Source organism: Protofrankia sp. BMG5.30 (assembly GCF_001983005.1).
GTDB classification, from domain to species: domain Bacteria; phylum Actinomycetota; class Actinomycetes; order Frankiales; family Frankiaceae; genus Protofrankia; species Protofrankia coriariae.
This window is the reverse complement of sequence record NZ_MOME01000014.1, coordinates 44,918-67,974: the sequence shown is the minus strand read 5'-3', so window position 1 is coordinate 67,974 and position 23,057 is coordinate 44,918. Positions and strand designations below refer to the sequence as shown.

Annotated in this window: 19 protein-coding genes; 14 read left to right on the top strand and 5 right to left on the bottom strand. The window is 70.3% G+C overall.

Annotated features, from left to right (window positions below; all coding sequences use genetic code 11):
* Window positions 1-584: 584 nt before the first annotated feature.
* The 6 genes from BL254_RS28280 to BL254_RS09310 all read left to right on the top strand — a co-directional run bounded on the left by BL254_RS28280 (window position 585) and on the right by BL254_RS09310 (window position 7,356).
* Window positions 585-1,847 (top strand): proline dehydrogenase family protein, encoded by a 1,263-nt coding sequence (locus tag BL254_RS28280; protein ID WP_254857971.1) that lies wholly within the window; start codon window positions 585-587, stop codon window positions 1,845-1,847.
* A 306-nt stretch (window positions 1,848-2,153) separates the two neighbouring features.
* The gene (gene proC, locus BL254_RS09330) at window positions 2,154-2,960 is read left to right on the top strand and encodes a pyrroline-5-carboxylate reductase (RefSeq protein ID WP_076843082.1); all 807 of its coding nucleotides are present in this window, start codon (window positions 2,154-2,156) and stop codon (window positions 2,958-2,960) included.
* A 228-nt stretch (window positions 2,961-3,188) separates the two neighbouring features.
* Window positions 3,189-3,287: a 30S ribosomal protein bS22 gene (locus tag BL254_RS09325; RefSeq protein ID WP_003948845.1), complete on the top strand. Its 99-nt coding sequence runs from the start codon at window positions 3,189-3,191 to the stop codon at window positions 3,285-3,287.
* Between the two features lie 848 nt (window positions 3,288-4,135).
* Entirely contained in the window at window positions 4,136-5,176 is a 1,041-nt protein-coding gene (locus tag BL254_RS09320; protein WP_076843081.1) for an NAD-dependent epimerase/dehydratase family protein, read from the top strand.
* Between the two features lie 1,016 nt (window positions 5,177-6,192).
* A complete protein-coding gene (locus tag BL254_RS29345; protein WP_047224621.1) occupies window positions 6,193-7,062 on the top strand; it encodes a lysophospholipid acyltransferase family protein in 870 nt (289 codons plus the stop codon).
* Between the two features lie 27 nt (window positions 7,063-7,089).
* Window positions 7,090-7,356, top strand: a complete 267-nt coding sequence (locus BL254_RS09310; protein ID WP_139342233.1) for a hypothetical protein — start codon at window positions 7,090-7,092, stop codon at window positions 7,354-7,356.
* 64 nt (window positions 7,357-7,420) lie between these two features.
* Here BL254_RS09310 and BL254_RS09305 read toward each other — a convergent pair whose 3' ends face one another.
* Both BL254_RS09305 and BL254_RS09300 read right to left on the bottom strand, forming a co-directional pair.
* Window positions 7,421-8,323 (bottom strand): HAD family phosphatase, encoded by a 903-nt coding sequence (locus BL254_RS09305; protein WP_047224611.1) that lies wholly within the window; start codon window positions 8,321-8,323, stop codon window positions 7,421-7,423.
* A gap of 456 nt (window positions 8,324-8,779) precedes the next feature.
* The gene (locus BL254_RS09300; RefSeq protein ID WP_254857940.1) at window positions 8,780-9,628 is read right to left on the bottom strand and encodes a sigma-70 family RNA polymerase sigma factor; all 849 of its coding nucleotides are present in this window, start codon (window positions 9,626-9,628) and stop codon (window positions 8,780-8,782) included.
* An 827-nt stretch (window positions 9,629-10,455) separates the two neighbouring features.
* Between BL254_RS09300 and BL254_RS29340 the strand changes: the two genes are divergently transcribed.
* The 8 genes from BL254_RS29340 (at window position 10,456) to BL254_RS09250 (ending at window position 18,705) form a co-directional block, all read left to right on the top strand.
* Window positions 10,456-10,707 (top strand): glutaredoxin family protein, encoded by a 252-nt coding sequence (locus BL254_RS29340; protein WP_043607207.1) that lies wholly within the window; start codon window positions 10,456-10,458, stop codon window positions 10,705-10,707.
* A gap of 217 nt (window positions 10,708-10,924) precedes the next feature.
* Window positions 10,925-11,818 (top strand): redox-sensing transcriptional repressor Rex, encoded by an 894-nt coding sequence (locus tag BL254_RS09290; RefSeq protein ID WP_047224623.1) that lies wholly within the window; start codon window positions 10,925-10,927, stop codon window positions 11,816-11,818.
* Window positions 11,815-13,188 carry a glutamyl-tRNA reductase gene (locus BL254_RS09285; RefSeq protein ID WP_047224612.1) on the top strand — a complete coding sequence of 458 codons (1,374 nt, stop codon included), beginning with the start codon at window positions 11,815-11,817 and terminating at the stop codon, window positions 13,186-13,188. The genes BL254_RS09290 and BL254_RS09285 overlap by 4 nt, the downstream gene beginning before the upstream one ends.
* A gap of 909 nt (window positions 13,189-14,097) precedes the next feature.
* Window positions 14,098-15,987: a uroporphyrinogen-III synthase gene (locus BL254_RS09275; protein WP_047224614.1), complete on the top strand. Its 1,890-nt coding sequence runs from the start codon at window positions 14,098-14,100 to the stop codon at window positions 15,985-15,987.
* Between the two features lie 104 nt (window positions 15,988-16,091).
* Entirely contained in the window at window positions 16,092-17,072 is a 981-nt protein-coding gene (gene hemB / locus BL254_RS09270) for a porphobilinogen synthase (RefSeq protein ID WP_235433758.1), read from the top strand.
* Between the two features lie 526 nt (window positions 17,073-17,598).
* On the top strand, window positions 17,599-17,925 hold the full coding sequence (locus BL254_RS09260; protein ID WP_076843079.1) for a hypothetical protein: 327 nt from the start codon (window positions 17,599-17,601) through the stop codon (window positions 17,923-17,925).
* A complete protein-coding gene (locus BL254_RS09255) occupies window positions 17,922-18,302 on the top strand; it encodes a twitching motility protein PilT (RefSeq protein ID WP_076843078.1) in 381 nt (126 codons plus the stop codon). The genes BL254_RS09260 and BL254_RS09255 overlap by 4 nt, the downstream gene beginning before the upstream one ends.
* A gap of 124 nt (window positions 18,303-18,426) precedes the next feature.
* Entirely contained in the window at window positions 18,427-18,705 is a 279-nt protein-coding gene (locus BL254_RS09250; protein ID WP_052914870.1) for a hypothetical protein, read from the top strand.
* 314 nt (window positions 18,706-19,019) lie between these two features.
* Here BL254_RS09250 and BL254_RS28270 read toward each other — a convergent pair whose 3' ends face one another.
* The 3 genes from BL254_RS28270 to BL254_RS09235 are packed head-to-tail and all read right to left on the bottom strand — an operon-like array spanning window position 19,020 to window position 22,638.
* Window positions 19,020-20,345, bottom strand: a complete 1,326-nt coding sequence (locus BL254_RS28270; RefSeq protein ID WP_235433759.1) for an ABC transporter permease — start codon at window positions 20,343-20,345, stop codon at window positions 19,020-19,022.
* Window positions 20,345-21,649, bottom strand: a complete 1,305-nt coding sequence (locus tag BL254_RS09240) for an ATP-binding cassette domain-containing protein (protein WP_052914871.1) — start codon at window positions 21,647-21,649, stop codon at window positions 20,345-20,347. Before BL254_RS09240 ends, BL254_RS28270 begins: the two co-directional genes overlap by 1 nt.
* A 20-nt stretch (window positions 21,650-21,669) precedes the next feature.
* Window positions 21,670-22,638: a PadR family transcriptional regulator gene (locus BL254_RS09235; RefSeq protein WP_254857939.1), complete on the bottom strand. Its 969-nt coding sequence runs from the start codon at window positions 22,636-22,638 to the stop codon at window positions 21,670-21,672.
* Window positions 22,639-23,057 lie beyond the last annotated feature (419 nt).

Here is a 23,057-nt window from a genome sequence, read left to right as displayed (position 1 = left end):
CTGGCCGTCCGCTGAGACCTACTGATCAAATCCGCCGGAAACACTGATCACGAGACACTCCCTGATCGAATTCTTTTCGTTTTGGGAGAGAGAGCGATGTGGATCTGCTGTTGTCGCGGCAGCGCGCTCACGTCCTTTGGGCTGACGCGGTGAGCTCCCCGCACGGTGGGGGCCGGTATGGGGAGAGCCGGCGGTGGTGCTGACGTGGCGGCGCGGGTGTGGTGGGCTGTCCAACCTTTCCCGCCCCGCCCTCGAGCAACGTGCCGAGCGCATGACGTAGGTTCTCCCATCCCATCCCATCCCATCCCATCCCATCCCGTTCCGTCCCGGGGCTGGGGCTGGGGTCCCGTTTGGCGGGTGGGCGGCAACGATGTGGATCTGCTGCTGTTATCACAGCACCACCCCCACATCCTTCGAGCAGACGCGGCGGGGCTGAAGTGGGGTCCGAGCAGTAGGGCTGATTCCGAGTCGTAGGGCTGATGTGGTGGCGCAGATGTGGTGGGTCTGGCGAAACGGGGCGGATGTGATGGGGTGTGGTGGGAGTGTGCCGGTGGGTGTCGCTGGGTGTCGCTGGGTGTCGCTGGGTGTCGGGGGTGGTTGCCGTGGCGTTCGGGCTCGGAGCGGAGGCGCTGCGGGATCCTGCGGGGGTGCTGCGGACGGCTCTGCTGATGATGTCGGGTGATCCGCGGGTCCGGCGGCTGGTGTCCACCGCGCCGTTGACCCGGGGCGTGGTGGAACGGTTCGTCGCGGGGGAGGACGTCGCGGCGGCGGTCAGGGTCGCGGGTGGCCTGCGTGACACCGGTCTGTGGGTGTCGCTGGACCTTCTCGGCGAGGACGTCACGGACCGCCGGCTGGCCGAGGAGTCGGCCACCGCCTACGGCGGGCTGCTGCGTGCGCTGGCCGACGTGGGGCTCACGCCCGCGGCGGAGGTCTCCGTCAAGCTTTCCGCGCTGGGGGCGCGGGTCGACGCCGCGCTCGCGCGTGATCTCGCCCTCCGGGTCTGCCAGGCGGCCCGCGACGCCGGGACGTGCGTCACCGTCGACATGGAGGATCACACCACCACCGACGCCACGCTGGCCGTTGTCGCCGACCTGCGCCGGGAGTTCGGCGAGACCGGTGCCGTCGTCCAGGCCTGTCTGCGGCGTACCGAAGCGGACTGTCGCGATCTTGCCGCCGCGGGCGGCCGGGTGCGGCTGTGCAAGGGCGCCTATGCCGAGCCCGCCTCGGTCGCCTACACCCGCCGGGCCGAGGTGAGTGCCTCCTACGCGCGTTGTCTGGCGGTTCTGATGGCGGGCCGGGGATACCCGATGGTGGCCACCCACGACCCGGTTCTGATCGAATTGGCCGCGGGCCTCGCCGGTGCGCTGGCCACGGGCAGGCTGCCCGTGAGCGCGCCGGCCGCGGGTGGCTGGTCGGCCGGGCGGGCGCCCACGGCGCCGCAGGCCGAAGTGCCGCAGGTCGAAGTGCCGTCGGCCGGGACATCGCAGGCCGGGACATTGCAGGCTGAGGCATCGTCGGTCGCGACACCGCCGGTCGAGCTGGCCGTGGACGGGCGGTTCGACCGGCGGGCGGCTGAGGTGCCGCGGGGGGCTGCGTCACAGGGGGCTGTGTCACAGGGGGCGGCCGGGCAGGGGGCGGCGTCACAGGGGGTGGCCCGGCGGCCGTTCGAGTACCAGATGCTGTACGGGGTCCGCCCCGGAGAGCAGCGGCGCCTCGCCGAAGCCGGTGAGACGGTACGGGTCTATGTTCCATGCGGGCGCGAGTGGTACGGCTATCTGATGCGGCGGCTGGCCGAACGCCCGGCCAACCTGCTGTTCTTCGCACGCGCGTTGCGCTCCACCTCGTGAGCGCGACGGGTGGGCGGAGGCGAGTGCTGACACCGGCGGTGACGGACAGCAGCAGTTGCGGTGACTGGCAGTTTGACAATGGACAGTCACAGTGACAGACGGTTGCGGCGGCGGACGGTTGTGGCGGCGGACGGTGGGGGAGCCGCGCGGGAATCGGCGGCAGCCACGCGTGGGTCAGTTACGTGCAGGTTGGTTACGCCAGGGCCGGTCGCGTACGGGTCGGACCGGGGAGAGCCGGATTGACAGGAGAGCCAGGTTGACGAAGGTGCTCCGCCTGGGGTCGGGGATGCTCCGCCAACAGGAGGGATGTTCATGACGATCGCGATCCTCGGCGCCGGCAGGCTCGGCGAGGCGCTGCTGTCGGGGATGCTGCGCTCCGGGCATGATCCCGCAGATCTGTTCGTGACGGCGCGCCGGCCGGAGCGCGCCAGGGAGCTGTCCGCCCGCCACGGGGTCGAAGYGGTCTCCAACCCGGCCGCGCCCACCCGGGCGGACGTGCTGATACTCACGGTCAAACCGCAGGACATGACCGCGCTGGTCGGCGAGATCGCCGGTGTCGTCACACCGGATCATCTGGTGATCTCGGTGGCGGCCGGCGTCACCACCGCGTTCCTGGAGCACCGGCTCGCCGCCGGCACGCCGGTGGTGCGGGTGATGACGAACACCCCCGTGCTGGTGGACGAGGCCATGTCGGCGATCTCGGCCGGTGCCCATGCCGGCGAGGAGCACCTGCGCCGCACCGAGAAGCTGCTGGCGCCGGTCGGCAAGGTCGTCCGGGTGCCGGAGGCGCAGCAGGACGCCGTGACGGCCCTTTCCGGCAGCGGCCCGGCCTACTTCTTCTATCTGGTCGAATCCATGATCGACGCGGGTATCCTGCTGGGGATTCCGCGGGGGGTCGCGGCGCAGTTGCTGGTGCAGACCGCGGTGGGGGCGGCTGTGATGCTGCGCGACTCCGGCGAGCATCCGGTGCTGCTGCGGGAGGCGGTGACCTCCCCGGGCGGCACGACGATCACCGCCATCCGGGAGCTGGAGAAGCACGGCGTCCGAGCGGCCCTGCTGGCCGCGATCGAAGCGGCCCGTGACCGCTCCCGCGAACTGGCCAGCCCCGCCTGACCGAACCCCGCCCGAACGCGAAAACCCCGCCAGGGCGCCAGGGGCGTCGTCGAACGGAGCCGTGACGTGGAAGACGCAGGGTGCGCGGGGGGCGAAACCACGTCATCGCTCCGTTCGCGTACTCGTCCGTCCGCGGGGGAGGCGGTGGCCGTGCCACGTCGTCCGGTGGAGCGGGTAGGCTCGGCCGGTAGTTCGTTCGGCTTTCCTTCCAACAGATCGGTCGGGTTCGTGGGTTCGGTTATCAAGAAGCGTCGCAAGCGCATGGCCAAGAAGAAGCATCGCAAGCTCCTCAAGCGGACCCGCGTTCAACGGCGTAACAAGAAGTAGCTAAACGATTACTTCGAGTTTCTTCCGTTGCCGGCCTGTCGTGAAGCAGGCCGGTTCGTCCGGATATCGGACGGTAGACGGTGACGGTGGATGCCGGGCGCGGGAGGCCGGACGCATCGCAACGGGCTCGCCGTAGCCGGATGCCGATTGCGCCGTGTCCGCTGGATGCTGGTCGGCCAGGGCGGTGATCCGGGCGGCATCCCGTGTGCTGTAAGCACAACCGGGTCTCCGCCCATGGGTCTCCGTCCGAGGCTTCCCGCCCGGCGCGACTGGCGGTCCGCACCGTCGTCATGCGACGGCGCGGGTCCCCGGTCGCGCCGCGTGAGGTGTCGGCGATTCCGCTGTCGGTGATGATCCTGCTACGCCTTGGTCGCGGCGCAGGGGGTTCGGCTGTCTCTGCCTCGCGGAGAGCCTTCTGGATCATCGTCCAGATCGGCCGGCATCCATCGGGTGCGGTCTGGCTGTCGTTGCCGGCGGGTTCTTTCGGTGACATCGTCGGTACCATCCGTTTCCGTACCGACGTTCAGTGTTTTCCTGTTGCCACCTTTTGCGTTCGGTCGCCTACCTGGCGTTCTGTGTTCGGTTGTGCGGTCGGTGTTCCCGGCCCGGCAGCRCCGCCAGGCCGAGTGATGTCACTGGATGTGACCTGCGAATCGTTGTCGGGCGAGACCGGCGGAATCGTTACCGGATGAACCCGCGGTGACGCCTCGAGTTATGCTGCCCCGGCAATGTCGACGTTGGTTAACGTCGACCAATAGGACGCAACGCCATGTACTCCACGATGTTTCTGGCGTGACAACGCCAGGGCGTAGCATGGGCTCGGGTATCGGGGCAGGGGGCGACGAGAAATGCGACCACGCTGCGTGCTGGTGACCGGTGTTTCCCGGCCGCTCGGCGCACAGGTGGCGAGTGTCTTCGCGGCCGATCCGGAGATCGAGAATGTGATCGGGGTCGATACCGTGCCGCCCCGCGACGATCTCGGCCGGACCCAGTTCGTACGCGCRGACATCCGTAATCCGCTGATCGCGAAAGTAATCAGTGCCGCCGCTGTCGACACCGTCCTTCATCTGAATGTGATCGCCACTCCGCTCGGAGCCGGTGGCCGGGCCAYGATGAAGGAAATCAACGTCATCGGCACCATGCAGCTCCTCGCCGCCTGCCAGAAGGCGCCGAGCGTCACAAAGGTGATCGTCAAGTCCACCACGACGATTTACGGATCATCACCCTCCGATCCGGCGCTGTTCACCGAGGAGATGGAGCCGCGCAGTCTGCCCCGCGGCGGTTACAGCAAGGACGCCCTGGAGGTCGAGGGATACGTCCGGGGTTTCAGCCGTCGGCGGCCCGATGTCACCGTCAGCGTGCTGCGATTCACCAATATCATCGGCCCCGGTATCGACAGTCCGCTGACCCGGTACCTCGAGCTGCCGGTCGTCCCGACGGTGCTCGGTTTTGATCCGCGCCTCCAGCTCCTGCACAGCGAGGACGCGCTCGCCGTGCTCATGCAGGCCGCTGTCGAGGACCATCCGGGCACGTTCAACGTCGCCGGGGACGGTGTTCTCCTGCTCTCCCAGGCCGTGCGGCGAGCCGGGCGCGCCCCCCTGCCGGTGCCGTCCCCGGCCGTGGTCACGTTGGGAAACCTGGTTCGCAGATCCCGGCTGCTGGACTTCTCCGCCGAACAGCTCGGCTTTCTCGCGCACGGGCGCGCGGTCGACACCACCCGGTTGAAACACGTGTTCAACTACATTCCGCGGTTCACGACACTGYAGACTTTCGACGACTTCGTACGGGACCGTCCGATGCGTTTCGCGATCAACCGTGACGCTGTGGTCCGGCTGGAGCGGACCCTGTTGGACGTGCTCGCGCGCCGCAGGCTGGTCGGGACGTCATGACCAGCCTGTGGTCAGGACCTCACGACCGTCGTCACCGCCTTTGGGTGGCTTCCGCGGTGGGCAGGGAGAAGGGCGTGTGGAAGACGGACCGGAGCTGGACGGGAGACAGATGAGATGAACCCGGTCATGACAGTGACCACCATGCGATGTCCCCCGTACGGTCCGGCCCGGYAGACGTGGGCCGTGGGTCGGCAGGCCGCTGGATAGCGGCGTTCGACCGGCGAGCGGGCTGTCGGGGACGTGGGCCGGGCAGGTGGTTGTCCCACCGGTACCGGCCGACCGAGGAGCGCGCGGCCACACCAGCGGCCACACAGGTGTCGCGATCAGGTGCCGCGCACCCGCGGGTCCCGAAAAAGCCGGGGAGCCCGAGGCCCACCCGGGGAATCCAGAACACCCTGGCAGCTCACACAGAGTATCAGGGCAAGTCCGGTGAAAAGGTGGTCACGGATGTGAGTGAGGCGCGCATCATCCCGCTGGGCAGCAAGAACGCCCGCATCCGGGCGAGCGGTGGCGCGACGGAACGCCGTTCCCGGTCGCAGGGCCCGACAGAGGGCGATCACGATGACTCGGCCGCCGCGAGCGGCACCGACGCCGGTGGGCCGGTCGGCGGCGGGCGTGCCGCCGACCACCGGCGGGCCGAGGGCTCCGGCCCGGACCCGCGCCGGAGCGACCCGCCCACGTCAGCGACGGCGGTACCAACGGAGACGCGGACGGCCGCGGAGCGTTCCGGCGGCCAGCGGTGGGGTGACGCCGGTCCCCCGAGCGGCCGGGACTCGGCGCGCCGGGCCCCCGCCCGTCCGGACAGCGCGCGTCCGGACAGCGCCGACGTGACAGGCCCCGGCGGGGCCGGCGAGCGGGGCCCGGCGGTTTCCAGGGAGTCCCGGGCATCCTGGGAATCCCCGGGACCCGGGGAGTTCCTCACCCCGGAGGCCGGCGATACGTGGGCCTCGAAGGAGCGGGCGGGTGTTTTCGGTCTGAACGCTCCCGCCGACGACGTCGGCGCCGGGCCGGCGTCCGTGTTGCCGTCCGAGCCGTTGGCCAACGCGGGCAGCCTGGAACGGGCGCTCGCGGGTTTTCTCGCGTTCCTGCGGCGCCGGATCACCGGCGACTACGTGGTCGACGAGCACGGTTTTGACCCGGACCTGACCGAGAACGTCATCGCGCCGCTGCTGCGTCCGGTCTACCAGAACTACTTCCGGGTCGAGACGCGCGGTCTGGAGAACGTTCCGGACACCGGTGGCGCGCTGATCGTGGCCAACCACTCCGGTGCCCTGCCGCTGGACGCGATCATGACCTCGCTGGCAATAATGGACCATCATCCGGCCCACCGGCACCTGCGGATACTCGCCGCGGACCTGGTGTTCTCCGTGCCGTTCCTCGCACCGCTGGCGCGCAAGACCGGTAACACCCTCGCCTGCCAGGCCGATGCCGAACGGCTGCTTGCCGGTGGCCACCTGGTGGGGGTCTGGCCGGAAGGTTTCAAGGGGATCGGCAAGCCGTTCAGCGAACGCTACAAGCTGCAGCGCTTCGGCCGCGGCGGTTTTGTCTCGGCCGCCCTGCGCACGGGCGTCCCCATCATTCCGTGCACGATTGTCGGGGCCGAGGAGATCTACCCGATGATCGGAAACTTCCGGACGCTCGCCCGACTGCTCGGGCTGCCCTATCTGCCGGTCACCCCGACATTTCCGTGGCTGGGGCTCCTCGGCCTGGTACCGCTGCCGTCGAAATGGTTCATCGAGTTCGGCGAACCGGTGGAGACGGAATCGCCGAACCCGGCGGCGGCCGAGGACCCCATGCTGGTGTTCGAGCTCACGGACCGCATCCGGGAGACGATTCAGCATTCCCTCTACGGACTGCTGATGCAACGTCGGTCGGTATTCTTCTGATCTGTGACGACCATGGACGGGCGGCGGATGAGCTGGTGGCGCGCAAGATCACGGCGGACCTGGGTGGGCCGCGGCCTCACCGCTGGCTATCTACTGTCGGTGACCGCCGCGGTCGCGGTCCTGGTCGCCATAGGTGATCTTTTTCTGGCGGTGTGGCTGGCCGTCATCGAGGTGGCCTCGGTGCTGTCGATCGTCTGGGTGACGCGGCGGGCCGAGCCGTCGCCGGAGCAGGCCCGACGCACCACCCGGCTGGGCACACCGAACGATCCCGGCATGCCCAGCGGCCGCCGGTAGGCGTCCCCGGTCCCCGGTCTCCGGTGTGGCCCGGCCGTCCAGAAGGTGGCAGGCCGTCCGGCGGTCAGCTGGTCGCGCCGATGTAGCGGCGTCGCAGCGCCATGCCGGCCGCCACCCCGCCGGCGAGCGCGCCCATCCCGGCCGCTGTCGGCACACCGATCCGGGCTGCCTTCCTGGCGGTGCGGAAGTCCTTGATCGGCCAGTCCCGCTCCCGGGCGACGGCCTTGAGGTCGGGATCAGGATTGATCGCGACGGGGTGGCCGACCAGCGACAGCATGGGCAGGTCGTTGATCGAGTCGGAGAAGGCCCAGCACCGAGAAAGATCCAGTTGTTCGCGTTCGGCGAGCGCGCGCACCGCGGCGGCCTTGGCCGGGCCGTGCAGCGGCTCTCCGACGAGATGGCCCGTGTAACGTCCGTCCACGACCTCGCTGACCGTTCCGAGCGCGCCGGTGAGCCCGAGCCGCCGGGCGATGACCGAGGCGAGTTCCACCGGGGTGGCCGTGACGAGCCACACCCGCTGCCCGGCGTCGAGATGTTGCTCGGCCAGGGCCCGGGTGCCGGAGTAGATTCGTTCCGCCATCCGTTCGTCGTAGATCTCCTCGCCGAAGCGGACGATCTCGGCGACCTCGCGGCCGGCGACGAACGCGAGCGCGGCCTCCTTGACGTCGCGTATCCCGTCGGTGTTCTCCTGCCCTAGGACCCGGTAGGTGACGTGCTGCCAGCCGAACCGCAGCAGGTCGCGGGACTGGAAGAAGTCGCGCGCGGCCAGTCCGCGCGCGAAGTAGAAGATCGACGCCCCCATCATCATGGTGTTGTCCACGTCGAAGAAGGCCGCCGCGGTCGGGTCCGGCGGCGCCTTGGCCGTCTGGTCGGCGGCCACCTTCAGGGCGGCGGCGGCTGCGGCTTCGGCATCCGCCGCGCGGGCCTTGTCGTCCGCCGACCGTTGCGGGCGTGGTCGAAACCGCATCATGATCTCCTGGGCGTGGGCGGCGCGGGGAGGGAGCGTACTGTCACGGTGACCCGCGAGTTGCCACCGTTGTCACGGTGACCTGGGAGCTGCCACCGTGCTGCCACGGTGACCTGGGAACAACTGTCACGGTGACCTGGGAAGAAGCGTTGACGTGCGAAGCGTACGGTGTGAGCGGCTCGCGGCGGCGTACCAGCGCATCCACCCGGCGCATCCACGGTTCGCGAGCGCCCGGACGCCCACCGCCCGCGGCGGCACCGGAAGCCTACCCGCCACCGGGCATACGGTTGGCGCCCAGCGGGCCACCGCCCGTGGCGGTACCGGGATGTCCGCTGCCCGCGTCGCGGCGCCAGCCGCGACGAGTCCCGCCGGCTGCGCCGCCGGCTGTGGCGAGAGATGTGCCGGCTCGCCGGCTCTGTGGCGAGTTGGCGCCGGCCGCGGTGCGCTGTGGGTGGTTCAGGCCGGGTTCTCCTGGAGCCGCCGGGCCAGCGAGCGTACGGCCCGGTACTGGAGAGCCTTGATCGCGCCCTCGTTCTTGCCCATCGCCAGCGCGGTCTCCCGGACAGAGAGCCCTTCGACGAAGCGCAGCACCACGCATTCCTGCTGGTCGGGGCTGAGCGTGCGGACGGCGTCCATGAGGGCCYGGCCGGTGATGAYGGCCAGCACCGACTCCTCCGGCCCGGACACGACGTGATCCCGCCCCGCCGAGAGGATGTCGTCGGTGGGGAACTCCAGCTGGGCCTGTCGGGACTTCCGGGAGTCGATGATCAGGTTTCGGGCGATGGTAATGAACCAGGCACCGATGTCACGCCCCTGCCAGGTGAAGGTCCTGATGCCGCGCAGCGCGCGCAGGAAGGTCTCGCTGACGATGTCCTCGGCCGCCGTCCAACTGCCGATCCGGTAGTAGACGTAGCGGAAGACCATCTCCATGTAGAGGTCGTAGAGCTCCCCGAACGCCTCGCCGTCGCCCTGCTGAGCGTTGCGCACCAGGGCCGCGAGCTCGGCGTCGGGTCGGTGGGCGTTCGACGGCGACTCGTCGGGCACGGGCGTCCCGTGGTCGACCAGGCCGTCGGGGGAGGTGGCCTGGGCCGTCTGCCGGCCGGGCGAGGCCCCTCCCGCCGAGTGGGCCATGGGGGGGCCGACCGGCGTGGTCGCACGGAGTACGAGCATGATGCGGGCCAGTTCGGCGCGTAGCGCCGCGAAACAGGTGGGATCGGCACGCGGCACCACGACCCGGGCGGAGCCGGCGCGCGGCGCCGCCCAGCCGCGGAGATCGAGAGCCGGTTGCGCCCACAGCGGGTTCACGTCGGTGATCGGCCCGCGGTGCCGCGGGCGGCGACGGACATCGGGCCGGGCCTCGGGCCGTCCACCGGGTGGGGGACCTCGCTTCCGCGCCCCCGCGACGTTCGGGAAAGGGCGGACGGCATACTGGCTCCAAAGATCGAGGAGGCCCGGCGGGGCGTGGCGTGGCCCGCTCGAGAACCGGGATCCTCCGGTGGGTGTCGGATCAGGTCGGACGAAACCGACGGCGACGCGGCCGCTTTCTGCTCCTCTCGGGTCAGGGGCGTCGTCAAGGGCGTCAAGGTGTGTCAACGGCCAGAGACGGCCTGGTCAGCAACCCGGGGATCGGAGACCAGGGGACCGCGCGGCGATCCGACGAGCGCCCCTCCCGCGCGACCGGAGTCATCGAGTCGTCCGGGGACCTGGATCTGCCGCATCTCCCGGATCCGACAGGAACTCCGCGCGCGGGAAGAACATGATCGCGCTACCTTTGATCCTCCGGAACCCTTTGGAAAGTTGAGTGTAGCCAACGACCTGCCGGCGGGCATGGGGAGTGAGGTGAAGATGCACGGTCGTCATCATGCGCCGGGACGAAGTGCTTTTCCGGCTTTGTTGCCCGGGTGGGGGATCTTTTCGGTCCAGACGCCTTTTGATGATCGAAACGGATGGTCGCAGCGATGGTGAGGGTTTCCGCGGGCCGAGGCACCGGCGGTGGCGCTGACGGCGCGAACGGGGGTGCCGCCGGTACTGGTGCCGGCGCGCGGGCGGACGTCGGTGGCGCCGGCGATGTCGCTGGCACTGGCACTGGCGATGTAGATGGCGCTGGCGGCGCGCGGGCGGCGGATCGACAGATCACCCTGCTGGTCCGGGCCGGCTGCCACCTGTGCGCCGACGCCCGCGCCGCGGTGATCCGGGTGGCAGCCGACACCGGCGCCGGCTGGACAGAGGTCGACGTCGACACTTCGGCCGAGCTCGCCGACGCCTATGGCGACCGCGTCCCGGTGGTTCTCGTCGACGGGCGGGAACACGGCTACTGGCGGGTCGAGGAGGCCCGTCTGCGGCGTGCGTTGACCGTCGGCCGCTGGGGGTGGTCCAGGAAATGATCACGGGTCGAGCTCGCGGTGTCCCCGCGTGCAAGATCATGTCAACTTCGTGAAGTCCTTCACGAAGTCGTAAACTCGCCCCGACAGCCGTCCACCGGCGTCGTTCGACCGCGAGACCGACCGTGGCGCCCACCGCGGAGCCGGTCGCGGAGCACTGTGGGGCCGCGCGCCCGGCGTCGTCGGCGGCCGGGCGTCTCGAGTGGGGCGGGAGCCGTACATGACTGAGCTTCGGCGGGCGGCCGGCGCTGCCCGTGGACGCTCGTCCGTGCCCGAGGCGACGGTCGCCCGCCTTCCGCTGTACCTGCGGGTCCTCACCTCACTGGCCGACCGGGCGGTCCGCACGGTCTCGTCCGAGACGCTGGCGAAGGCGGCCGGCATGACCTCGGCGAAGGTTCGCAAGGACCTGTCCTACCTGGGTTCGTACGGGACACGCGGCGTCGGCTACGACGTCGACTTCCTGCTCGGCCGCATCGCCGCCGAACTCGGGCTGACCGAGGACCGCACGGTCGTGCTGGTCGGGGTCGGCAACCTCGGCCACGCACTCGCGGGATACGCCGGTTTCCGGTCCCGGGGATTCCGCGTGGTCGCCCTGCTCGACGTCGATCCCGACCGGATCGGCGAGTCCGTCGGCGGCGTCGCGGTCAGCCCGCTCGACGAGATGGAAGCACTTGTCGAGCGCAACCAGGTGACGATAGGTGTCATCTGCACGCCGGCCGCGGCCGCGCAGGCAGTGTGTGACCGCCTTGTCTCCGCGGGAATCACGAGCATCCTCAATTTCGCGCCGATCGCGTTGTCGGTGCCGGTGGGAGTGGACGTGCGCAAGGTTGATCTCGCCGTGGAACTGCAGATCCTGTCGTTCCACGAGGCTCGCAAGCGTTCGGCGCCGGCCACGGGCGGTGTGGCCGCACCCACGCGTTCACCCGGACGCCGGGCCGGGGGCCGCTCCGGTGAGTCCGACGACCCCCGGCTGGCCATGGTGACCCGTGCGCCCACCGGGCCGCCGACGCTGGGGACGCGGGGCACCGGCCCACTGGTGGGCACGACCGGGGGGACGAGCGGGGCCGCGACCGGAGCCGTGACCGGGGCCAAGACCGGGGGTGAGGCGTCATGAGCCTGCTGGTCGTCGGTCTCAACCACCGCAGCGCGCCCACGTCCACCCTGGAGAAGGCCGCGGTGCCGGACGACGACGTCCCGAAGGTCCTCCACGACCTGTCGCAGGCCGGATCCGTCGCGGAGAGCGTGGTGCTCTCGACATGTAACCGCACCGAGATCTACGCCGAGGTGGAGACCTTCCACGGCGGCGTCGCCGACGTCTCCGACCAGCTCACCCGGATCACCGGCACCCAGCTGGCGGATCTTGCCCCGCATCTGTACGTCCACCACGAGGCACGGGCCGTCGGCCACCTGTTCTCGGTCGTCTGCGGGCTCGACTCGATGCTGGTGGGGGAGACGCAGATCCTCGGGCAGGTCCGGTCGGCCTTACGCGTGGCCCAGGCCGAGGCGAGCGTCGGCGCCACCCTTGAGAGCCTGTTCCAGACGGCACTGCGGGTCGGCAAGCGGGCGCACAGCGAAACCGCGATCGGCACCGCCGGGGCGTCGATCGTCTCCGTCGGGGTACGGCTGGCCGCGGGCGAGTGGGGGCCGCTGCCCGCCGACGCGCCCGACCCCTTACCCGGAAGCACATCAGCCGGGAACGCGCCCGCCGACGGCGCACTGGCCGGCCGGCGCGTCCTGCTCGTGGGCGCGGGAGCGGTGGGGGCGCTGGCCGCGGCGGTCGTACGGCGGGCCGGCGCGACCGATCTCGTCGTCGCGAACCGTACCGCGGCGCGGGCCCACCGAATCGCCGACACCTACGGCGCCGAGGTGATTCCGCTCACGCACCTGGCGGACGAGCTGAGCCGGGCCGACCTGGTGATCTCCTCGACCGGCGCGTCCGGGCTGATCCTGACCCAGGGTGTGGTGGCCGACGCGCTGGCCCGCCGCGACGGCCAGCCGCTGGTGCTGCTCGACCTCGCGCTCCCGCGGGACGTCGACGTGGCCGTCCGCGAGTTGCCCGGCGTCACCCTCATCGATCTCGAGACGCTGCGGACGGTCCTTGAGGGCCAGCAGGCGGTCAGCGACGTCGAGTCGGTGCGGACCCTGGTGGCCTCCGAGGTCAGCGCCTATCTCGACCGCCGCCGCGCGCACCGGGTCGCCCCGACCGTGGTGGCGCTGCGGGCACAGGCCGCCGCCGTCGTCCGGGAGGAGCTCCTGCGGCTGCACACCCGGCTGCCCAATCTCGACGCGCGCGACTGGGCCGTGGTCGAGGGCGCGGTGCGCCGGGTGGCGGACAAGATCCTGCACGCGCCGACGGTGCGGGTCCAGCAGCTTGCTGCCGCCCCCGGTGGTGATTCCTATGCCGAGGCGTTGCGGGAACTGTTCGATCTGCCCCGGGAAGCTCCCGCGGTGGTCTCGGTACCCGATCTGCCGGAGGCGCCGTAGCGGGCGGTCGTGGCCGGCGCGGGCGCGTCGTCCACGACCGCAATACGAGGCTTGGCGGGAGTCGCGCGGCGGATGATCCAGTGGGTGACGCGGCGGGTGGCCCGGTGGATGGYCCGGTGGATGGCTCAGCGGCCGGGTGGATGACGCAACGGCACAAACCCGGTCCGGGACTGAATATCCCGCCGATACGAGGTAACGTCGATACTCGGATAAGGGCTGCGCCGATAGGCGCACTGGATCAGTGAGCACTGGATCAGTGAGCACTGGATCAGTGAGCACTGGATCAGTGAGCACTGGGTCAGTGAGCACTGGATCAGTGAGCAGGGTTCGGTGGCGCATCGCGAAGCGATGTACGAGCTGCCCGGGGCCGTGGATCCGGCAGAGCCCGTCGACAGGCACCGGAGTTGTCTCGTCCCGCGGGGCGGGATGTCACGGGCGGGACCGTTCAACCGGTGGCGATGTCCGGACAGCGGTCCGGGCAGAGGTCCGGCGAGGTGACAGGAGGGAGGCGCTGGCAGTCGAACACGTAGGTGAACAGGACGCGTCGAAGCCCGTGTTCGAGCGCGCGGCCTGTACCGACGACGGGCAACTCTCGACCGGCTGCTACGGTTTGTACTGGACGGTCCACCATCGCGGACTGCTGTTGTTGCCGAGCGTGCCTACCCGACGGCCCTTGAGGCCGGTTGTGGTGCGCTGGTCGGCGCCTTCGCCGAGGTCGCGATGGCGTCCACTGAAGCATCGGGCGCCGGTGCCATTCGACCACGGGCCGTGGTCGCGTTGCCGGAGAGGGAACATGTTCTCCGGCACGGGATCACCGGGTCCGCCGACTTACCCGGAGGCGCTGGGAGAGCGCCTCGCGGACAAGATGTTGTCCGCCGGAGCACAGACGCTGATGGGAAATCGCTGATCATGGCCACCCGCCGCACAAAGAAGCCTCTGACCCCGGTCGCCCTCGTTGGAGCAGGCCCGCGCGACCCCGGTTTGCTGACAGTTCTCGCCGCCGAGACGCTGGCCGGGGCCGATTCGATAATCGTCGATCCTGACGTCGCCCCGGAGATTGTCGCCAGGCTGCCCGGCGAGGTGCTACGGATCGGCGATACCGACGTGGCAAAACCAATCCTGGACGCGACCGCGGCGACCACCGCCGTCGTCGCCCGGGCCCGTGCCGGTGAGCGGGTCGTACGGCTGTACTCCTCGGATCCGTGGCTGACCGGAATCGGCACCGCCGACGCGCAGGCACTGGCCAAGGCGAAGATTCCTTTCCGGGTCGTGCCGGGGATTCCGACCGGTACGGCGGTCGCCACCTATTCCGGGATCGCCACCGGCCTGCCGGTCACCTTCGCGAGCACCCAGGGGGTCTTCTCCGCCAGCGGGGTGCGGCCCACCGTGGCCCCCGCGGCGGACACACCCACCACGGGGCTGGGCTCCCCGTCCTTCGGGGCGGGCCGCCTCGGCGGACGCGGCCTGTCCAGCCTCGGCAGCTCCGGCTCCGGTCTCGGTGGTCCCGGGCTGGGCGGCCCAGGGCTCGGCGGGTCCGGGCTGGGTGGGTCCGGACTGGGCGGGTCCGGGCTCGGCGCGGGGCTTGCGGCCTCGCCGCTGGGCTCCTCGCTGGGACTCGGCGGCCTCGCCGGGGGCGGGAGCCTGGACGCCGCCGGCTCCGGCTCGGACCTCGACTGGGCGGCGCTCGCCCAGGCACCGGGCACCCTCGTGGTGACGGCGGTCTCCAACGAGGTCGGCAAGGTCGCGGCGGCGCTGGTCGAGCACGGCCGGGCCGGTGACACCCCCGTGTCGGTGACGGTGGACGGCACCACCACCGACCAGCGCACGGTCGCCTCCACCCTGGACCGGATCGAGGCCGACGCCGCGCCCGTCGTCGGGAACGCCTCCTCYGTGGTGATCTCCATCGGGGTCGCGGTCACAGGTCGTAACAAGCTGTCCTGGTGGGAGTCGCGCGCGCTGTTCGGCTGGACGGTGCTGGTGCCCCGGACGAAGGAGCAGGCGGCGATCCTGTCGGATCTGCTGCGCTCGCATGGCGCGAGCCCGCTGGAGGTGCCCACGATCGCGGTGGAGCCGCCGCGGACGGCCGCTCCCATGGAACGCGCCATCACCGGTCTGGTGTCCGGGCGCTACCAGTGGGTGGCCTTCACCTCGGTCAACGCGGTCCGGGCCGTCCAGGAGAAGGTCGAGGAGCGCAGCCTGGACGCGCGGGCGTTCGCCGGCGTCAAGGTGGCCGCGATCGGCGAGGCGACCGCGGACGCCCTGCGCGCCTTCGGCATCCGCCCCGACCTCGTCCCCTCCGGCCAGCAGTCCAGCGAGGGCCTGCTCGCCGACTGGCCCGACTACGACGACGTGTTCGACCCGCTCGACCGGGTTCTGCTGCCCCGGGCCGACATCGCCACCGAGACCCTGGTGGCCGGCCTGAAGGACCGCGGCTGGAACGTCGACGACGTCACCGCGTACCGCACGGTACGGGCCGCGCCGCCGCCGGCCCCGATCCGGGAGGCGCTCAAGGGCGGCCGGGTGGACGCGGTGGTGTTCACCTCCTCCTCGACCGTGCGCAACCTGGTCGGGATCGCAGGCAAGCCGCACGAGACCACGGTGATCGCGGTGATCGGCCCGCAGACCGCGGCCACCGCGGCCGAGCTGGGCCTGCGGGTCGACGTCCAGGCGACCGAGGCGTCGATCCCGTCGCTGGTGCAGGCGCTGGCCGACTTCGCCGCCGAGCACCGGGAGGAACTGGGCAAGGTCGGCCCGCTCGCGGCCCGGCTGCCCAAGCCCCGGCGCGGTTCTCGGCGGTGAGCGTGCCGCCGGGCGTCACCGCCGGTGTGGGTACAACGGGGCCAACTGCCTCGCCTGCGCCGTCACCCGGGGCCGGAGCCCTGAGCGCCACCCCCGGTGGGGGCGTGGGATTCCCGCTGGCCCGGCCCCGTCGACTGCGCCGCGGGGCACCGTTGCGCCGGCTGGTGGCCGACGTCCGGCTGCATCCCGCGGATCTTGTGTTGCCGTTGTTCGTCAAGGAGGGCATCGACGCCCCCGCGCCGATCGCCTCGATGCCCGGGGTCGTCCAGCACACCCGGGAGTCGTTGCGCAAGGCCGCGGTGGAGGCGGCCCGCGCCGGCGTCGGCGGCCTGATTCTCTTCGGCGTGCCCGCGCGCAAGGACGGGCGCGGCTCGGCCGCGGACGACCCGTCCGGCATCGTGCAGCTCGCCCTGGCCGACCTGGTCACCGAGATCGGCGACGACATGGTGATCATGACGGATCTCTGCCTGGACGAGTACACCGACCACGGCCACTGCGGCCTGCTGACCGAGGACGGCGAGGTCGACAACGACGCCACCCTGGCCCGCTACGCGTCGATCGCCCTGGCGCAGGCCCGCGCCGGCGCCCACGTGGTGGCCCCGAGCGGGATGATGGACGGGCAGGTCGGCGCGATCCGGGCGGCGCTCGACGGCGGCGGCTTCTCCCACCTCCCGGTCCTTGCCTACTCGGCGAAGTACGCGTCGGCGTTCTACGGCCCGTTCCGGGACGCGGCCGAGTGCGCGCCACGCTTCGGCGACCGCGCCGGCTACCAGCAGGATCCGGCCCGTTCCGTCGGCGAGGCCCTGCGTGAGGTCGCCCTCGACCTCGCCGAGGGCGCCGACGCCGTGATGGTGAAGCCGGCGCTGGCCTACCTCGACGTGCTGCGGGCGGTCGCCGACGCCGTGGACGTGCCGGTCGCCGCCTACCAGGTCTCGGGCGAGTACGCGATGGTGGAGGCGGCGGCGGCCAGCGGCTGGATCGACCGCGAGCGCGCCATCACCGAGACGCTCATCGCCGTCCGCCGGGCGGGCGCGGACATCATCCTGACCTACTGGGCAACGGAAGCGGCCCACCGCCTGCGCTGACTCACACCGCCCGCGTTTATCCTCGCTGCCTCGCTGCCTCGCTGCCTCGCTGCCCCGCCTGCCCCGCCTGCCCCGCCTGCCCCGCCTGCCCCGCCTGCCCCGCCTGCCCCGCCTGCCCCGCCTGCCCCGCCTGCCCCGCCTGCCCCGCCTGCCCCGCCTGCCCCGCCTGCCCCGCCTGCCCCGCCTGCCCCGCGTTGCCTCCGCTGTCGCAGGCTGCTTCTGCCGCGCTGCCTCACCGCGCAGGCCGCCGTTCCCGCCGCGCTGGCCGCATACCCCCACCGGCCTCTCTGCCAACCGTCGGCTCTTGGCAACATCGTGATTACCACTGTGATCGTTGTGATTCTGGTGCTGCTGGGACAGCATCCAGGTCACAACAATCATGAAACCCGAACCCACTGGCCGGCGTCCTGACGATTCTGTGGTCTCGGTATGTGGTCTTTGGTGTGCGGTACGTGCTGATCTGCCCGCCTTGGGCGGTACTCTTGCTTTACAGCAAGATCTGTCGAAGTGTACGGGAAGGTGTGCGGTGACTCTGCTCATGGAGCGGCCGGTCGGAGAGATCCCGGTCGCGTGTTCGTACCGATGGTACGAACAGATCGACTATGGTGACGGCATGGCCGTCGCAAAGGTGTCCGTCTCCCTGGACGAACGTGTCCTCACCGCCGCGCGGGCGGCGGCCGCGACCGAGGGCATCAGCCTGTCGGCCTGGATCTCCCGCCTGATCGACCACCACATCGGCATCCAGGAGGGCCTCGCGGYCGTCCGCGAGTACGAGGCCGAACACGGCCCCATCCCCGAGGAAGCGCGCGAGAATGCCCGCCGCGTCCTGCGTGACCTCGGAGTGATCGAATGAAKGGCCTGCTCTATGACGCGGGGGCGCTCATCGCCGCCGAGCAGGCGGACCACAAAGTGTGGGCCATGCACGCCGAGGCGCTGGAGCATGACGTCCGACCAGTTGTTCCGGCACCCGTATTGGCGCAGGTCTGGCGGGGCGGGCCGCAACCAAACCTGTCCCGTCTGCTGAAGGGCTGTGACATCGAGCCGCTGGCCGAGGAAACAGCGCGGGCCGTCGGCAAACTGCTGGCCCGGGCGGGGACCAGCGACATTGTCGACGCCACGGTCGTGCTGAACGCGGCCTCGACGGACCGTTCGATCCTGACCAGCGACGCGTCAGACCTTCGTGCGCTGTCCGAAGCACACGGTACGAAGGTCGACATTCACCCCGTTTGACCATCCCGCCGCCTGTTCATCGCTGCCGGGCCGTCTGTCCGGTGTCTTTCCGGGCAGTATGGAGCCAGTAGGGAGCGGCGCGGAAAGGACTGGTTGGACGGAGCAGCAGAGCAGGGAGGCGGACATGGTTCTGACGCCGATATCGGTCGAGAAAGCGGGAAATTTCCAGGAAGTGGCCGAACGCGCCATCCGGCGTGGTGTCATCACCATTGACCTCGACGGTCGGCGTTACGAGCTGCTGCCGTCCGAGCAGCTCGGCTACTTCGCGGGCCTGGCGGCGCTCGGCCTGCTCGGGATCATCGAGTGGCCGGTCGCGGCCGTCGTGGCCGTCGGGCACACGATCGCCTACCGCAGCCACCGGCAGGGCCTACGCAACCTGGGCGCCGCCCTCCAGGAGGCCTGAGCGGCCGGGCGCCTGACCATACATTCGCGGTATGCGGCACATTTGCGGTATGCGGCGAATGCGCTCGCCGTATACCGGATGATGCTTTACCGAGATCCGGCTCCTGAAACCCGCTCCTGAAACCCGCGCGCGGGAAGACAGCCGTCCTCGGCAGGAAGTGACGCCGGAACGCCGTCCGGGTGACCACCCGTCCGGGTGACCACCCGTCCTGTTTCGATCAGGAGGCCGAGTACGAAAAACGGCTGCTGTCGTGGCGACCGTCCGGTCCCTCGGTTTCATGGTTCTACGAGGATTTCACGGTCTACCGGGAATGGCTACAGGGAGCGGTGGTAGATGCCGAAGGCGCGGGTCGCGAACTTTCCCGCCAGCGCCGCCAGCGCGGTGAGGCCGAACAGGTAGAGGCTGACCGACAGCCAGTTCGGATCGACCGACCCGGCCTCGCGGACGGCGGTCACCGCCCAGTCCACCGGGTTGAACCAGGCGACAATCCGCATCCAGTCCGGCATGAGCTCTTTTGCCATGATCGCGGATGACAGGAACGTCAGCGGCAGAACGCAGAAGTTCACCGCCGCGATCAGCACCTCCTCCCTGCGCACGATCAGAGCGAGCCCGTAGGACAGGGACGCCACGATGACCGCGATCAGCGCGGCACCGACGAGCAGGACGACCGGGCCCACCAGCCCGTTGTGGTAGCGGGCTCCGATGGCCCAGCCGAGCAACATGATGATCGCCGACTGGATGATGGTCATCAGCACCTGGAAGACGATCCTGCTGCCGATCAGGGCGCCGCGCCGGACCGGGGACGTCAGCATCCGGTCCGTCACGCCACGGTCGATCTCGATGATGACGTTCATCCCGGACCAGCCCGCCGCGAACAGCGCGCTCATCACCACCACACCGGGCGTGAGAAAGTCGACATAGGAGCCCCCGCCAAAGCCGGGAACATCCACGACCCGGCGGAACAACGAGCCGAACAGGGGCAGCCACACCACCGCCTGCACGATCGTGATCGCCAGGTAGGCGGGCTGGCGCAGCATCGCGCGCAGGTGGCGAACGGTCAGCCAGCGCAGCTGGCTGGCGGCCGAGGCGGTGAACCCGCTCCGCTCGGCAGCCGGCAACGGCCGTGGCGCCGGGATTCCCGTGACGTCAACCGGGACGGCCGGAACACGGGCCCGTGCGGTTGCGCCGGCCGGGGCACCGATCGTGGCCTCGGGGCTGGTCGGGATGCCGTTCCTGGTGGCACCGGTCGGGGTGGCGATCGCGGTGCCAGGACCGGTCGGGACGCCGTTCCCATTACCGGTCCCGCTGCCAGGRCTGACCCGAGCGCCGGCTTTGGAGCCAGGGTCGGCGGTACCAGCAGCAGCGGTACCGGCAGCATCAGTATCGCCGTCCGTGTCCGTCCTGGCATCGGTTGTGACAGCAGTGCCAGTGCTACCGCTGTCGGTGATACTGGCGCGGGCAGGGAGGCCAGCCTCACCGCCGGGCCCGCTGTCCGTGTTATCAGCCGTCCCGGCGTCCGTGCCGCCGGCCGTCCCGGTATCGGTGATCGCCCCGGCGCCGCTGGTCGTCCCGGCGCCGCTGGTCGTGTCGGCGTCGGCGGTGGTGTCGGTGGTCGTGCCGGTGTCAGTGAGGCCTGCCATCAGGCCACCCCCTTGTCCGGAACAGCGTTGGGCTGAGCAGCCCCGCCCTGGGCCCTGTCATCCTGGGTCTTGTCGCCATGGGCCCCGCTGTCCTGGACGGTGCCCGGGACGGGGCCGGTATCCGCTCCGGACCCCGTGTCGGCGGTGAAYCGGCGGCCCACGTGACGCAGGTAGACGTCATCCAGGGACGGCCGGGCGATCGTCGCCGCGACCACCGCGACCCCCACCCGGTCGAGAGCCGCGAAAACGGCAGGCAGCGACGAAGCGCCGTGGGTGACCCGGGCGTGCACCTCCCGGCCGTTCACCGTGGTCTCGGTGACACCCGGGACCTGGCCGAGGGCCGCGGTCACCGTGTCCACGACCGTGGGGGCCGGGACGGCGGCRAGCTCAAGGTGGACGGCGTCACCTTTCAGCTCGCTCTTGAGCGCGTCAGGGCTGCCCTGGACGAGGATGCGCCCGCCGTCGATGATCGCCACGAGAGAGGCGAGCCGGTCCGCCTCCTCGAGGTAGTGCGTGGTGAGCAGGATCGTCAGGCCGCCCGCCGCGAGCGAACCGATCTCGTCCCACATCTGGGCACGTGCCTGCGGGTCCAGGCCGGTGGTGGGCTCGTCGAGGAAGAGCACACTGGGCCGGTGGACCAGGCCGACCGCCACGTCGAGCTTGCGCAGCATGCCACCGGAGTAGGTGCGCGCCGGCCGGTCCGCGGCCGCCGTCAGCTCGAACTGGTCGAGCAATTCGGTGACCCGGTCGATCAGCACGGCGCGAGGCAGGCCGTGCAGGCGGGCGGCGAGCGCGATGTTCTCGCGACCGGTGGCCTCCAGGTCGATACCGGACCGCTGGGCGACGACACCGATGCGGTGCCGGACCTGCTCGGGATGCGCGAGGACGTCGATCCCGGCCACGCTGGCCGTTCCCGAGTCCGGGCGTGACAGCGTGGTCAGAATCTTCACTGTCGTGGATTTTCCGGCGCCGTTCGGCCCCAGCAGGCCGAACACCGTCGCGGGTGCGACGCCGAAACTCAGGCCGGACAGTGCCCGCACGCCCCCGCGGTAGGTTTTCGCCAGCTCTTCTGCCTGAATCGCGAAATGCTTGCCCGGGCCGGTGGTGTGCACGGTGTTCCGGGGGACGGCCGCGTCCGTGGCCGTTCCGCGGGTGCCGCCCGGCTGCGTCGTCAGCGTGGTCGTCTCCGCTGTTGCGGCTGTTGTCGTGGCCGTCGTCAGCTCGGCCGCTCCGGATGTTCTGGGCAGTTGCGTGGTGGTGCCGGGCGGCTGCCCGGCAGGTCCCGGAACCGGGTGCGAGGTCATCAGATCCCCCCTTGTCTGCATTACTCTTCTTTTCTTCCGGCGGTCTGGTCCGAGCAGGGCGTCGTACCACTGTCCGGGGAATTCCGTTGATCCTGCCGGACCGGTTCCCGGATTTCCCAGATTTTCCGGACCGGCTCCCAGGCCTGCTGTCGGAGCTCCTGGACGGGCTCTGCCGATCCGAGGGGAATCCCGGATTCGGCGAGCGGCACGGGTTCGGTGGGAATTCCGGACACAGGATGAGTCCGGCTCCCGGCAGGCGCCCTTGTTTCGGCAGGTGCCCCTGCTTCGGCAGGCGCTCCCGTTTCGGTGGAAGTCCCGGTCCCGGCGGGAATGCCGGGTGCGCAGGGAGCGCGGTCGCGTCGTCGTTGGCCTTCCAGGGCTTTGATCACAGCCTCTCGTATCCGGTCGGGATCGGTCTCGCCGCGGGTGTGGATCGCGTCCCAGATGTGGATGCCGTCCAACGTCCTGTTGGTGATCTCCGAGATGAGCTCGTTCACGTAACGCAGCTCGGCCTCGGCCAGGGCGCTGAAATACTCGGTTTCCAGGGTGAACAGCCRGGGGAGCCCCTTGCGGACGGCCAGCGCCTCGCCCGCGTGGCTGTGCTCGATCTGGAGCAGGAGTCGGTTGCGACGTTCGGTGAGCAGCCTTATGGTGTCCTCCGGAGTGAGCACCGCCAGCATGGAAAGCGCCGCCTCGAAGCGGAGATACTCCTTTGTCGGCGTACTGACCAGCTCGGACATCCAGTCGTAGAGTTCGGTCCGGCCGGCTGGCGTGATCTCGTAGACGGTCCGTTCCGGCCGTCGACCGTCACGGACGGTTTCGCGGGCGGTAATGTAACCGTTGTGGGCCAGCGCGTCCACGACCGTGTAGAGCGAACCGTACGTCAGTTTGATGCTGTCTTCCTTGTGCCGCTCGCGCATGGTCGTCGACATCTCGTACGGGTGCATGGGCCGTTCGTTGAGAAGTCCGAGTACGGCGAGAGCCAGCATGTTTGCCATCCGTCGACGGGCCATGTCCGTACCGTTCTCCGTCCGTGCTGTTCTCCGCTCCCGATTACTCGACTGCGAGTGTCCGGTCGCAAAAGCCGGCCTGTCAATCCGGCCGGGCGGCCGGCGGGGCTGACAGCGGCGTCCTGATTCACGAGATGTTCACGGGACATGACGGAATCAGGAGGTGACGGAACCAGGATATGGCGGAATTCCTGCCCGGCGCCGCGCGAATATCCCGGATATTCCGGTCGGCCCGCGTCGGATTCGGTGACGGGTCCGGCGTCGGATTCGGCGGCGGGTCCGGCGGATGGAGACGTCGGTGGTCCGACCACCGCGAATGCCCCGGGCCGGACGCTCGACGAGCGCCGCGCGACCTGCTGCGTCATGCTCGGAGGTGCGTCGTGACACCTCCGGCGCGG